The organism is Marinomonas sp. ABL3_031, from assembly GCF_056161265.1.
Genome location: NZ_JBSWYU010000003.1, coordinates 87,596 through 101,581, shown reverse-complemented (window position 1 = coordinate 101,581; position 13,986 = coordinate 87,596). Strand labels below are relative to the sequence as shown.

The 13,986-nt window shown below is 44.6% G+C and carries 9 protein-coding genes; 4 read left to right on the top strand and 5 right to left on the bottom strand.

What is annotated here, in order from left to right; translation table 11 throughout:
* Positions 1-84: 84 nt before the first annotated feature.
* From pta to nadC, 3 genes are read right to left on the bottom strand one after another with little or no spacing between them, the layout of a single operon-like run.
* Positions 85-2,184, bottom strand: a complete 2,100-nt coding sequence (pta, locus tag ACXAH2_RS04915) for a phosphate acetyltransferase (RefSeq protein WP_475077060.1) — start codon at positions 2,182-2,184, stop codon at positions 85-87.
* A gap of 29 nt (positions 2,185-2,213) precedes the next feature.
* On the bottom strand, positions 2,214-3,407 hold the full coding sequence (locus tag ACXAH2_RS04910) for an acetate/propionate family kinase (protein WP_475077059.1): 1,194 nt from the start codon (positions 3,405-3,407) through the stop codon (positions 2,214-2,216).
* A complete protein-coding gene (gene nadC, locus ACXAH2_RS04905; protein WP_475077058.1) occupies positions 3,407-4,258 on the bottom strand; it encodes a carboxylating nicotinate-nucleotide diphosphorylase in 852 nt (283 codons plus the stop codon). Before nadC ends, ACXAH2_RS04910 begins: the two co-directional genes overlap by 1 nt.
* Before the next feature lie 860 nt (positions 4,259-5,118).
* Here nadC and aceE point away from each other — a divergent pair.
* From aceE to umuC, 4 genes are all read left to right on the top strand, one after another.
* Positions 5,119-7,785, top strand: a complete 2,667-nt coding sequence (aceE, locus tag ACXAH2_RS04900) for a pyruvate dehydrogenase (acetyl-transferring), homodimeric type (protein ID WP_475077057.1) — start codon at positions 5,119-5,121, stop codon at positions 7,783-7,785.
* An 89-nt stretch (positions 7,786-7,874) separates the two neighbouring features.
* Positions 7,875-9,800 carry a pyruvate dehydrogenase complex dihydrolipoyllysine-residue acetyltransferase gene (gene aceF / locus ACXAH2_RS04895; protein WP_475077056.1) on the top strand — a complete coding sequence of 642 codons (1,926 nt, stop codon included), beginning with the start codon at positions 7,875-7,877 and terminating at the stop codon, positions 9,798-9,800.
* A 137-nt stretch (positions 9,801-9,937) separates the two neighbouring features.
* Positions 9,938-10,384, top strand: a complete 447-nt coding sequence (umuD, locus tag ACXAH2_RS04890; protein ID WP_353668259.1) for a translesion error-prone DNA polymerase V autoproteolytic subunit — start codon at positions 9,938-9,940, stop codon at positions 10,382-10,384.
* Complete coding sequence (umuC, locus tag ACXAH2_RS04885; protein ID WP_475077055.1) at positions 10,384-11,655, top strand: translesion error-prone DNA polymerase V subunit UmuC; 1,272 nt, start codon at positions 10,384-10,386, stop codon at positions 11,653-11,655. Before umuD ends, umuC begins: the two co-directional genes overlap by 1 nt.
* 117 nt (positions 11,656-11,772) lie before the next feature.
* On the opposite strand, the gene trmJ is transcribed toward umuC, so the two are convergent.
* On the bottom strand, positions 11,773-12,552 hold the full coding sequence (gene trmJ / locus ACXAH2_RS04880; protein WP_475077054.1) for a tRNA (cytosine(32)/uridine(32)-2'-O)-methyltransferase TrmJ: 780 nt from the start codon (positions 12,550-12,552) through the stop codon (positions 11,773-11,775).
* A gap of 90 nt (positions 12,553-12,642) precedes the next feature.
* Positions 12,643-13,932 carry a J domain-containing protein gene (locus tag ACXAH2_RS04875; protein WP_475077053.1) on the bottom strand — a complete coding sequence of 430 codons (1,290 nt, stop codon included), beginning with the start codon at positions 13,930-13,932 and terminating at the stop codon, positions 12,643-12,645.
* Positions 13,933-13,986 lie beyond the last annotated feature (54 nt).

Genomic DNA, 13,986 nt, shown 5'->3' with positions numbered 1-13,986 from the left:
TATGTTAATGGTTAAATATTAGACAGAATTGAAGAGATTGTCCAATCGGATGTTAGTTGCAACATCCGATTGGACAAATAGCGACTATTTAGATTCCATTTGACCGGCTTGAATGGCGGTAATGGCGATGGTGTAAACGATATCATCTACTAAGGCGCCGCGAGACAAGTCGTTAACGGGTTTGCGAATACCTTGTAGCATTGGCCCAATGCTGACCACATCAGCACTTCGTTGTACCGCTTTATAGGTCGTGTTACCTGTATTCAAATCAGGGAAAATGAAGACGGTCGCTTTACCCGCCACCTTACTATTAGGCGCTTTCTGTTTGGCTACTTTTTCCATGATGGCGGCATCGTATTGTAACGGACCGTCAATCAATAGATCTGGGCGTAAATCTTGGGCAAGCTTAGTAGCTTCACGAACTTTATCAACATCATTACCGCTACCTGAGCCACCTGTGCTATAGCTGATCATGGCGACTTTTGGTGTGATACCAAAAGCAGCGGCCGAATCGGCACTCTGGATAGCGATTTCTGCAAGTTGCTCAGCACTGGGATCTGGGTTGATTGCACAATCTCCATATACCAATACTTGATCAGGTAAGCACATAAAGAAAACAGATGACACCAAGCTGGCGCTTGGGGACGTTTTAATTAATTGTAATGCTGGACGAATCGTGTTTGCTGTGGTGTGAACGGCACCCGATACTAGACCATCTACATCATCTGTTTGCAGCATCATGGTACCAAGTACTACGTTATCTTCTAGTTGCTCGCGTGCTACGATGTCGGTTAAACCACGGTTTTTGCGAAGTGTAACCATAGGGCCTACATAGCGCTCACGAATGCTGGCTGGATCGAGGATTTCAACGCCATGACTTAATTCAATGCCGTTGTTTTGTGCGATACGAAGAATCTCTTCTTCATTGCCTAACAAAGTACAGCGGGCTATGCCTCGTTCGGCACAAATTGAAGCGGCTTGAATAGTGCGAATCTCTTCCCCTTCTGGTAGTACGATGCGCTTGTTTAAAGAGCGCGCCAGTTCGATCAAGCGGAAACGGAATGCTGGTGGGGAGAGTTTTCTTTCTTCTTGGTTGAGGGCGAAGGAATTAATCCAATCATGATCGATGCAACGAGCAATATGCTCTTTCACCATGGAAACACGCTCTTTATCGTCGAGCGGGATTTCTTGGTTGAAGGATTGCATGTTGATCACCGTCTCCCAGCTATTGGAATTAACTGATAATACAGGCAATCCTTTGGCCATGGCTTTACCACATAAAGACATTAAAGCTTCACTAGGTTGATAACCGCCTGTCACCACCAAAGCGGCGATCTTAATGTCATTTAAGGCAGCAATGGCCGTTGCCATGATGACATCGGTACGATCCCCTGGAGTGAATACCAAAACCCCTGGTCGCAATGCTTCAAGTACATTTTCAACACCACGAGCACAAAGGGTATAGGATTGTACTCGACGAGTGTCCATTTCTCCTGCGTTTACCACGGTAGCGCCAAGAAAATCAGCCACGTCTTTTACTCGCGGGAAGGTGAGTTCGTCGGCGGTAGGAATTTGTCCTAATAAGCTAAAATTACGTTTGAAAATGCCACGTTGTGCGAAGAGGTCACCGTAGGATTTTACCCCTAAGGAACCAGGAGTGGTCTTGTTGAGAATACAGCCAATCACGTCTTCGGCTTTGATTCCGCCGTAAGAGCCGGCAGCAATTTCCACATGGTGTTCCAGTTCGTTGACACGCATATTATTTGGCGCTGTCACTAAAACCAAACCGGCGTCCAGTGTTCGTGCAATAGCTTTATTTAATCGTGTTGCGTATGGGTGTCCAGCAATTTGCGCTAGACCTTCAACAATAACGGTTGAGTCTGGCTCAACACTGGCTTGGAAGCGACCGACAATCTCTTCCATTAGCTCGTCTATATTGTCGTTGTATAAGTAGCGTTCAGCTTCGTGCAGAGGGATAGGCTCAGCTGGCGTCAAAGAAGAGCCTTGCGCTACCATGGCGGTTGATTTATCAGGGCCTTTATCACCGGGTTGCGGCTGTGCGACAGGTTTAAAGAAGCTGGCTTTTAAACCTTGTTGCTCTAGGGCGCGAACTAGACCAACGGAAACAGATGTTAAGCCGACACCTGGCCCTGTTGGGACTGTCATAAGTACGTTGATTGTCATGTTTGATAATCCTATGTTAGTCCAATCTCTTATAAACCTTGTATCAAGCTGATGGCATCCAGCGCAATCATTAGCTCTTCATTGGTTGGAATAATCCAGATCTGTGTAGCACTATCAGCAGCGGCAATCTTATTGACCGCACCGCGTGTGGCGTTGTCATTTAGTGTTACGTCCAGTTTGATGTTAAAGGCTCTCAATTGTTGACAAATGGCTTGACGTAAATAGTTCGAATTCTCGCCGATTCCCCCCGTGAAAACCAAATGATCAATACTTTCTAAAGTGGTTGCTGTGCTGGCGAGATACTTTGCCGTTCTTACCGCAAACATATCCAGCGCTAACTTGGCTCGTTCGTCCCCTGATACCATGGCTTCTTCAAGAGTTCGACAATCGTTCGACAGTTCAGAAACCCCCAATAGGCCACTTTGTTTGTTAAGAATGTTTAGCGCTTCTTCTGCGTTGATATTCTTGGCCTGCATGATAAAGGTCAGTAAGCTTGGGTCCAGACTACCAGAGCGTGTGCCCATCATCAGGCCTTCCAGTGGCGTGATGCCCATACTGGTATCCGAGGATTGACCGTGATTAATGGCACAGGTACTGGCGCCATTGCCTAGATGTGCTACTAAAATGCCTTGCTGATCACTGTTTGGGGCTAATTTGGCGAGTTGTTGACTAATGTAACGGTAACTGGTGCCGTGAAAACCGTATTTACGGAAATGGTGTTCACGATAAAATTCCATAGGAATAGGGTAGAGGTATTGCTCTTGACTCAGTGTCTGGTGGAATGAGGTGTCAAACACCGCGACTTGAGGGAGGTCTGGGAAGAAGTTTATGGCGACCTGAATACCTTGTAAATGGGCTGGATTATGCAGAGGCGCTAAGCTGCAACACTCACCTATACCATGTATTACCTCTTCATTGATCAGAACGGACTGAGCAAAAGTTTCGCCACCATGTACAATTCGGTGGCCTATGCCCATCATGCTATCACGAATGTCTGAATGTTGATCAAGCCATAGTTTAATCTGTTTTACTGCATTTTCATGACTGCTGACTGTAAGAGGAGCGTGCTCTTTTTGTCCCTGATATTTAAAGGTAATGGTGCTGTTATTAGAGCCTAGTTGATCTGCGATACCCTCAAACACAGTGTCTTGGCCAGAGTTTGCCAACATGGCGAATTTCAATGATGAACTGCCACAGTTAATTACTAAAATGCTGTCTTTCATCATTTCTCCAAAGATACGCGAAGGGATAAGTCAATTGCGGTAATGTGTTTGGTGAGAGCGCCGATAGAAACATAGTCCACACCGGTTGCCGCAACTTCTAATAAGCCATGTTGATCCATGTTACCTGAGGCTTCAAATTTCACTCGACCTTGGTATTTTTGCACGGCGGTTGTCATGTCTTCATAAGAGAAGTTGTCCAACATAATAATGTGAGCGCCGGCTTTTACCGCTTCGTCTACTTCGGCAAGGCTTTCCGTTTCGATTTCAATGGTTTTACCCGGAGCAATTTGTTCCGCCATAACAACCGCATTGCTAATAGAGCCTGCGGCCATAATATGGTTTTCTTTAATTAAAAACGCATCGTATAGTCCGATACGATGATTTTGTCCGCCGCCTGTTCGCACCGCGTATTTTTGTGCCAGTCTCATACCAGGTATGGTTTTTCGAGTATCCAGAATGGTCAGTTGGGTGTCTGCAACCATCTGACAGTAATGGCGTGTTATGGTCGCCGTGTAAGACAGGCTTTGGATAAAGTTTAGTGCCGTTCTTTCGCCCGTTAAAATGGTTCGAGCGTGACCTTTAAGCGTCAAAAAGACTTCATTAGCTTGGATTGGATCGCCATCTTGTTTGTGCCAGGTTAATGACACATTGCCCCCTAACTGTTTGAAAACCTCGTTAGCCCAAGGTTGTCCACACAATACCGCTTCTTCACGGCTGATGAGGTTGGCCGTGATGATTTGATCGTCAGGAATTAATTGGGCAGTGATGTCACCACTGTTAATGTCTTCTTTTAGTGCAAAAGCAACCTGAGTTTGAATGTGCTCAATCAGTTGAGCGTCCAAAGGGGTCATGTAATGTCCTAGTTAACGTTTTTTTTTGAGTGCTTTATTGTAGCTCTATATTATGACGTCGTCAGTGCTGATTTCACTATTATGATTGATTTATATGACTTTCCGTAGCACATTCAAAGAAACAGACGATTCAGCAATAGGCATTTCTAATTAGGTATGAGTCAATGAGGCACAAAATTCGTGTGAGCTGTCAAAAGTAGTACATTTTTTGCTCAGAAATAAGTTTATATTTATAGATTATAGTCTCCATAAGTTTTGTGAATTTAAATTAATGTGGTTAGACTGAGTCAGATTTGCTCGGACTTACACCCCATTAATGTCAATAAAATGCAATGTTTTAAAGCTACAAAAGTGTGCTTTGTTTGTTTGACATGAGTTGTTTGGCTAGGCGATTTCTTGTTTAGGTGTTAGTCTTACGCCCGAATTAGAAGAGCATAAGATTGAAATGAACCCGTTTTATTGTAATCGGGTATGGATATAGAACACTTCATTTGCGCTTTCTATTTTGCGTTTTTAAAGTACTGTATTTAAATTTTTCGTACCCGAGCTTGGAGTGAAGGCTACGTAGAATTTTTATTAAGAGGTCTGTTGAACCAGACCAAAATGGAAGCGGGCCGACCAGCGTATTTCAGCTGGTGGTTGACGCAATGGCACAAAATTAAAACAACAAACATGACCATTGATGCAGATAAAACGACACCGTCCTCTAAAGAGAAGGGTGTCCTTTTATCAAGGTCGACTGAAACAAAATGGTGTAACACATTGTTTGTTTCTGGCTCGTTTAAGTAGCTCTCGGTGTTTACCAACAAATAAACTCCGAGGGTTAAGTATCTGTTCTAATAGCGGGAGTTATTAACACGATGACTGAGCAGCATATTCTCGAAGACATCGATCCAATCGAAACCAAAGAATGGGTCGATGCGCTTGAGTCTGTCCTTCGCGAAGAAGGTCCTGATCGCGCGCAATACATTTTAAACCGTCTGAACGGTGAAGCCTCCAAAGCGGGTACTTCACTACCAGCCTCCATTACAACTGCTTATCGCAACACGATTGCCCCTGAAGATGAAGCACCTTTACCTGGCGATGTTTTCATGGAGCGCCGTATCCGTTCCATCATTCGTTGGAATGCATTAGCAATGGTAATGAAAGCGAACCGTGAGGATTCCACTCTTGGCGGTCACATTACCAGTTTTTCATCTGCCGCTACACTTTATGATATCGGTTTTAACCACTTCTTCCGTGGTAACAGTGAAAAGCAAGAAGCCGACATGGTCTTTTTCCAAGGTCATATCTCTCCTGGTATATATGCACGTTCATATATCGAAGGACGTTTGACTGATGAGCAACTTGATAACTTCCGTCGTGAAGTGGATGGCAAGGGTATTTCTTCATACCCGCATCCTTGGTTGATGCCGGATTACTGGCAATTTCCAACGGTATCTATGGGTCTTGGTCCACTACAAGCTATTTACCAAGCTCATGTAATGAAGTACCAACACAGCCGTGGCTTGATCGATCAAGGTGATCGTAAGGTTTGGGCTTTCTTAGGTGATGGTGAGTGTGATGAGCCAGAATCTTTAGGTGCAATCGCTCTTGCTGGTCGTGAGAAGCTAGATAACTTGATCTTCGTGATCAACTGTAACTTGCAACGTCTTGATGGCCCAGTTCGTGGTAACAGCAAGATCGTTCAAGAACTGGAAGGTGTCTTCCGTGGTGCTGGTTGGAATGTTGTTAAGTGTCTATGGGGTCGTCATTGGGATCCATTGTTCGCTAAAGACACCAAAGGTTTGCTGGTCAAGCGCATGAATGAAGTGTGTGACGGCGAGCTACAAAACTACAAAGCCAACGGTGGTGCTTATACTCGTGAGCATTTCTTCGGTAAATACCCTGAGTTGCTAGAAATGGTCAAAGACATGACCGACGATGAGATCATGAATCTTAATCGCGGTGGTCACGACCCATACAAAGTTTACGCGGCTTACAAAGAAGCGACTTCTCACAAAGGTCAACCGACGGTTGTCTTGGCGCAAACCGTTAAAGGTTACGGCATGTTCAAGGCAGCTGAAGCGCAGAACACGGCTCACCAGACGAAAAAACTGGATGAAGAGTCTTTGGCTCAATTCCGTGACAAGTTTGGTATCCCAATCAGCGATGAAGATCTGAAAGATCTGCCATACTACCGTCCAGCAGAAGACAGCCCAGAGATGCAGTACTTGCGTGCTCGTCGTAAAGAGCTGGCGGGTGATTTTCCTATTCGTCGTCGTGACTGTGAAGCGCTTGAAGTGCCTTCTCTGGAAGCTTTTAAAGCACAAATTGCTGGCACCAAAGGTCGTGAGATCTCGACTACTATGGCGTTTGTCCGTGCTTTGAATGTGATGGTAAAAGACAAGCAGATTGGTCCACGTGTTGTGCCGATTCTTGCCGACGAAGCACGTACTTTCGGTATGGAAGGTATGTTCCGTCAGTTGGGTATTTACTCATCTGAAGGTCAGCGTTACACGCCGCATGACCATACTCAGATCATGTACTACAAAGAGTCTGAAGACGGTCAGATTCTTCAAGAAGGTATTAACGAAGCCGGTGCTTTCTCTTCTTGGTTGGCGCTTGCTACTTCTTACAGCAACAGTAATCTGCCGATGATTCCTGTTTACATCTACTACTCTATGTTTGGTTTCCAACGTGTTGGTGACTTGGCGTGGGCGGCAGGTGATTCTCAGGCGCGTGGTTTCTTGATTGGTGCTACTGCAGGTCGTACAACGCTAAACGGCGAAGGTTTGCAACACGAAGACGGTCACTCGCACATCTTAGCGGGTACGATTCCGAACTGTGTATCGTACGACCCAACTTACTCTTATGAAGTGGCTGTTATCGTTCAAGATGGCTTGCGTCGCATGTACAAAGAGAAAGAGAGTGTTTTCTATTACCTAACAGTAATGAACGAAAACTACGCTCACGAAGATATGCCTGAAGGTGTTGAAGAAGGCATTATCAAGGGTATGTACAAGCTAAAATCACATGCTAAGAAAACCAATAAGAAGCAAGTTCAATTGCTGGGTTCTGGTGTGATTTTACGTGAAGTAGAAGCCGCAGCTGAGATTCTATACAAAGATTACGGTGTGAACTCTGACGTATGGAGTGTGACTTCTTTCAATGAATTGCGCCGTGAAGGTTTGGATGCAAGTCGTTGGAACATGCTTCACCCAGAAGAGACACCACGTTTGTCTTACGTTGAGTCTTGCTTAAATGACAAAGGTCCTGTGATTGCATCAACTGACCACGTTAAGTTGTTTGCTGATCAGATCCGTCCATTCGTTAATGGTACTTACAATGTACTGGGTACAGACGGCTTTGGTCGAAGTGATACTCGCGCTAAATTGCGTCACTTCTTCGAGGTTAACCGCTACTGGGTGGTTGTATCTGCACTAAGTGCATTGGCGAAAGACGGTGTGATTGATGCATCTGTAGTTAGTGAAGCGATTGCTAAGTTCGATTTAGATCCAAATAAACCGAACCCAGTTACTTGCTAATTACTGTACAAGCTAGGTATCAGGCTTCGTTGTGATGAAGCCTGATAAGATTTTATGTTTGATGCGTCTAAACGACAAAGGAGATTTCTGTGAGTACTGAAATCATTCGAGTACCGGATATTGGCGGTGCGGCTGATGTCGATGTTATCGAAATCAGTGTGAAGGTTGGCGATACAATCGAGGCTGACCAATCAATTATCGTGTTGGAAACAGACAAAGCGTCTATGGACGTGCCTGCTCCTAAAGCGGGTAAAATAACAGCTATCCATATCAAAGAAGGCGATACTGTTTCAGAAGGCGATGAGATTCTTACTATTGAATTAGAAGCTGGCGCATCGGAAGAGCCTGCTAAACAAGAAGCGCCTAAGCAAGAAGCAGTTCCAGCTGAAGACAAGCCAGTGGCGCAAGCTGCTGCGGCTGAACAAACGGTTTCTGTACCTGATATCGGTGGTGCGACGGGTGTTGACGTTATTGAAGTGTGCGTTGCAGAAGGCGACGACGTTCAAGAAGGTGACTCCATCATAGTGCTGGAAACAGACAAAGCCTCCATGGATATTCCTTCTCCAGTCAGCGGTAAAATTGCTAAGCTGATGATCAAAGAGGGTGATACGGTTTCTGAGGGTGATGAAATCCTTGTGGTTTCAGGCGAAGGTGCTGCTGCGCCAGCAGCGGAAACAGCATCAGAGCCTGCCCCAGCGCAAGCGGCTCCAGCCCCTGTTGCAGGTGGTGTTGAGGTCGTTAACGTACCTGACATTGGTGGGGCAACGGATGTTGATGTCATCGAAGTGCCTGTTGCGGTAGGTGATAAAGTGGCGGAAGGTGATTCCATCATAGTGTTGGAAACCGACAAAGCTTCTATGGACATTCCTGCGCCTAAATCTGGTACGGTAAAATCCCTTGCTATTAAAGAAGGCGATAAGGTTTCTGAAGGAACTTTGATTCTTGAGCTTGAAGTGGAAGGAGCAGCGCCTGCTGCCGCACCACAAGCGGCTTCGTCACAGCCAGCGACTAAAGCTCCTGAGCAGGCGGCCCCAGCTGCCAAAGCACCTGAGAAAGCAGCGCCAGTAGCAGATCAATCTGCTGTATTGGCTGAACCTTCTAAGAAAGTTCATGCGGGCCCTGCGGTACGTATGTTGGCTCGTGAGTTGGGCGTTGACTTGTCATTGGTTCGTCCTACAGGCCCACGTAATCGCATTCTGAAAGAAGACTTGCACGCCTATGTGAAAGCCGCTGTGCAAAAAGCTGCTTCCGCTCCTGCAGCAGGTGCGACGTCAGGTGCTGGTTTGCCAACGGTTCCAGATCAAGACTTTAGCAAGTTCGGCGAAATCGAAGTTGTTAAGATGAGTAAGATCCAGCGTTTGACAGCTCAGAACATGGTGCGTAACGCTTTGGTTGTGCCTCAGGTAACTCAGTTCGATAAAGCGGATATCTCTAACTTGGAAGCGTTCCGTAAGGGCTTGAAGCCGGAAATGGAAAAACAAGGTGTGAAATTGACGCCTCTACCATTCCTAATCAAAGCGGTTGCGCAAGCTATGGTTGCTAACCCTGCGTTCAATGTGTCGCTTATGGCCGATGGCGAAAGCTATGTACAGAAGCATTATGTGCACATTGGTATTGCGGTGGATTCACCTGTGGGTCTTGTGGTTCCAGTACTGCGTGACGCAGATAAGAAGTCGGTAGTACAAATTGCCAAAGAAGCCGGTGAGTTGATCAAGAAAGCACTTGATAAGCAGCTGAAACCTGCTGATATGCAAGGCGGTTGTTTCACTATCTCTAGCCTAGGTGCTATTGGTGGTACTGGCTTTACGCCAATCGTAAACTGTCCTGAAGTCGGTATCTTAGGTGTCTCCAAAGCAGATATCGAGCCTCGTTGGAATGGTAAAGAGTTTGAGCCTCGTACCATGTTACCGCTTTGTCTATCTTACGATCACAGAGCAATCAACGGTGGTGATGCCGGTCGCTTCCTGACTTACTTGAATGCTTTGTTGAGTGATGTGCGTCGTTTAACTTTGTAATCTAAGTATCTAACTGCTTGAAAAGCCGCTCATTGAGCGGCTTTTTTATTATTTCTTCACAAAAAGTAACTTGGTAAAAATCGCATAGTAAAACTATAATTAAACTGTGTAAATATACAGTATTTTGAGTGTTTAATATGCGTTTAACTTATCTTGGAGCATCTGGTTCCGCTTCATATATTGCGGAAAACAGTATTTTGATTCCGCTTTATGGAGAATCTGTATCTGCAGGTTTTCCTTCTCCAGCTCAAGACTTTGTTGAGAAAACTCTGGATCTAAATGAGTTATGTATTCCGCATCCAGCTGCGACTTTTTTTGTGCGTGCACAAGGTGATTCAATGATAGAGGCGGGTATCTACAGTGGTGATGTATTAGTGGTAGATCGTTCTTTATCTGCATCCCACGGCGATACTATTATTGCTTGTTTGCACGGTGAAATGACAGTTAAGGTGTTGGAACTAAAACCTAATGTATTGTTAAGGCCAAAAAATAAAGCTTATAAAGCGATTCCCATTACTGAAGAATCAGAATTTGAAGTGTTTGGTGTCGTGACCAGTGTGATTCGTAAACTAGATCGTATGTGATGAAAACCGTGTTTGCTTTGGTGGATTGTAATAACTTTTATGCCAGTTGTGAGAAATTATTTCGTCCAGATTTAAAGAACACGCCAGTCGTGGTTTTGTCCAATAACGATGGTTGTATTGTGGCTCGCTCACAGGAAGCTAAGACGTTAGGGTTGAAAATGGGCGTTCCTATGTTTCAGGTGCAAGCGGATATTGAGAAACATAATGTAGTGTGTTTTTCCTCTAACTATGCTTTGTATGCGGATATGTCGAATCGAGTAATGACATTGTTGGAACAAGAAGCGCCACAAGTCGAAGTGTATTCTATTGACGAGGCGTTTTTGGATCTGAGTGGTGTATCGGCAGTAGAAGATTTATTGTCTTTTGGTCAACGTGTCAAAGCCAAGGTGGATAAATGGACGGGGATTACCGTGGGTATCGGCATTGCACCGACGAAAACACTGGCTAAACTGGCGAACTATGCCGCGAAAAAATATCCAGCAACGGGCCAGGTGGTCGATTTGATGAGTCGGGATAGGCAACAACGTCTACTCGCCTTGACGGATGTGGGAGAAGTGTGGGGGGTAGGACGACGCTTAAGTAAGCGATTGCGAGAACAGGGCATTGATACTGCTTTAGATCTGGCGCATACCGATCCTAAAACGATTCGCCATGAGTTTTCAGTGGTATTGGAACGTACGGTGCGAGAGCTTAATGGTGAGTCCTGCATTGCCTTGGAGTCTGTGCGACCAGTAAAGCAGCAGATTATTTGCAGTCGTTCTTTTGGTTATAAAATTACCGAATTTAGAGAGTTGCGTGAAGCCATATCTAAATATACCTATCGCGCAGCGGAAAAATTACGGGCAGAGCAGCGCTTGTGCCGCGTGATGAGTGTTTTTATTCGTACTAGCCCTTTTATCAAAAATGCGCCTTTTTATGGTAAAAATTTGTCGGTAGAACTGCCTTATCCAACCAATGATACCCGGGATTTACTGACGGTTGCTTATGCCATTTTCCGACGTATTTGGCAGCCGGGTTTTCGCTATATGAAGGCTGGTGTGATTTTATCGGATTTTTATGAACCGGGAAGCTTCCAAGCCGATTTGTTTCGTCCTTTAGAGAGTAAGCGTCATGCAAAGGGAATGATGAAGGTACTTGATCAGATTAATCATAGTGGTATTGGTCATGTTTTCTTTGCGGCGCAAGGTGTCTCTCCCCAATGGACAATGAAACGTGACTACTTATCCCCTCGTTATACAACTTGCTGGCGAGATTTACCGCGTGTGAGCTAAAGAAGTATTGTGACGATAAAGGGTTGACATATTTTTTAATAAAAAAACATGTCAACAAGTAGGTATTTTCGGATCCCACAAATTGGCAAGATACTTTTCGTTGCATAACTTAAGATGTTAGAGATTTGATTGTGAATCAGTTTGTTGGTCTTCAGCTTTGGCTGAATGATCGTTCGCTGCCACTAGCCCCGCTTCCCTTTGAACTGCCGCTAGTACGCCACGAAGGATGCCAAGTTCTTGTTTTTCAGGGCGAGAGCGGTTAAAGAAACGATGCAGTTTGTCCAGAACCTTACCTGGATGGTTACGAATAATAAAATTGATACCGTATAAGGTTTCTTCTAAGTGCTGATAGAAGAGATCCATGTCCTTTTTATGAGGGTATTCTGGTGTTTCTTTGCTGTAAAGGTTTTTATCTTGATTGGCCATCCAAATTTCGTAAGCAACAATTTGCACCGCTTGAGAAATATTTAATACTGGGTACTCATCATTCGCATCAATGTAAACTTGGCGATGGCATTGAGCGATTTCTTCATTCAGTAAGCCCGTGGTTTCACGTCCAAAGACAATGGCTACCTGATGATTAACAGCCTCGGGACTGACGGTTTCAGCACATTCTCGAGCATTCATAATAGGCAATTGGAAGGTGCGATGTCGTGCGCTAGTGCCAATGACCAAACTGCAATCAGCTATGGCTTCTTCAAAGGTATCGACTATCGTGGCATTTTCTAGTAAATCTACGGCGCCTGCTGCGCGACTAGTGGCTTCTTCAGAAGGATAATCATTAGGATCAACCAGGTACAGGTTAGTTAACCCCATATTCTTCATGGCCCGTGCAATAGCACCCACATTACCTGGATGAAAAGTATTGATTAATACAATGCGAATGTTATCTAACATGAATTTAACTGTCTCGTTTTTGTAATCTGATTAAGTGAGCGATGAAGAGTAAATCAAGCTTTTCGTTATTTCCAATGCTCTAAAAAAGAGTTAGAAATCACTCAATGTCAGGGTTTGTTCTGTACTGGCAAAATCCACTTTATCTAGGATAACACGGCGTTTGTCATTAAATAGAAACTGTTGACAAGCGTGATGATACAGGGAACCTGTCTCTAGTACCAATCGATATTGACCTTTTGGAATGAAGTTAGCGGCGAAGGCCTGTTTGCGGGCTAGAAAAATTGAAAAAGGTGGCTTTCCGTCATAAGACTGAAAAGTCAACAAACTTTGGCTAGGCAGTTGGTTGAGTATTCGTAAGCGACTTTTACCTTGAGCATCACCAATCAAATCACCATGATCTGGTGCTACTCCAGGATAACCAAGACAGCCAGTTTGCCTTGCTAACTGAATACTACCAAAGCCTGTGTTTTGCGCCATCAGCCAGCCATTTTTGTTTTGGTAACGAGCACTCAGCCAGTCACCTTGCTGATTAAAAACTTGTACATCCACTTGTGCAGGCACTTCTTCCAGTACGCGACTGGACACGTTAGGTTCAGCAAATAGCTTAGTTGTGTCCAAGGTGTAATTGATTCCGATGCGATATTGTGGATACAAACCTGCTACATACTGCTTGCTTGATTGTTCGTTTGCGGTCTGCTGCTCACTGTTTTGCCAATACAAGGTAGCGTAAATCCCGGCTGCGAAAACGGCAATATATGTGGCTGCGCGAAATGCTGCTTTGGCGGCATCGAGTTTCACGGAGTGAATTTTGGGTTCATTTACTGAGTTTTGCGTTTGGTAGTCGAATGGTTCGTCAACAAAAGTATGGTAAGGGGGAATGTCATATTGTTTGTGAGACTGATACGGCGCTTCTTTGTAACCTTCAACGGTAAAGTTTTCTGAAGCTTTAAAGGCTTCTTCGTAAATTGCTTTGATGCGCTTTTCGTTGAGAGTGTTACGTGCCACTTTAATGGCTTCATTACGAACCTTTTCTTGATGCGCATTGTTGCGTTTCATTTCTTCATAAGCGCGTTGGCGTTCACGAATCAGTTCTTCTTGTTGTTTATCCGATTGTTGTTTAAAGCGGAAAGAGTTTGCTTGATAACTATCTGCCTCAGAAAAAGAAAAAGGCTTCCAGTCACTGGTTTGTGCCCCTTGACGGATGGCATTTAAAACATTTTCATAGGCAGCTTGCAAACGTTGAAAATGTTCTGTCGTATCGGTTTGTGGGTTTTTGTCAGGATGATATTTTCTGGCCAGACGTCGAAAAGCACTTTTGGCTTCTTGTTCGCTCGCATTGGTGGGTATTTCCAATAGCTGATAATCGTCTATTAGGCTCATTGTCTTGATTAAGTCTGTATTCAGTCTGCACAAAAAGTCATTATGCCTGATTTA

Bases quoted from the DNA above. Each gene is read 5' to 3' on its own strand.
- nadC (WP_475077058.1), bottom strand. From the start codon at position 4,258: ATGACCCCTTTGGACGCTCAACTGATTGAGCACATTCAAACTCAGGTT.
- aceE (WP_475077057.1), top strand. From the start codon at position 5,119: ATGACTGAGCAGCATATTCTCGAAGACATCGATCCAATCGAAACCAAA.
- umuC (WP_475077055.1), top strand. From the start codon at position 10,384: ATGAAAACCGTGTTTGCTTTGGTGGATTGTAATAACTTTTATGCCAGT.
- pta (WP_475077060.1), bottom strand. From the start codon at position 2,184: ATGACAATCAACGTACTTATGACAGTCCCAACAGGGCCAGGTGTCGGC.
- ACXAH2_RS04910 (WP_475077059.1), bottom strand. From the start codon at position 3,407: ATGAAAGACAGCATTTTAGTAATTAACTGTGGCAGTTCATCATTGAAA.
- ACXAH2_RS04875 (WP_475077053.1), bottom strand. From the start codon at position 13,932: ATGAGCCTAATAGACGATTATCAGCTATTGGAAATACCCACCAATGCG.
- umuD (WP_353668259.1), top strand. From the start codon at position 9,938: ATGCGTTTAACTTATCTTGGAGCATCTGGTTCCGCTTCATATATTGCG.
- trmJ (WP_475077054.1), bottom strand. From the start codon at position 12,552: ATGTTAGATAACATTCGCATTGTATTAATCAATACTTTTCATCCAGGT.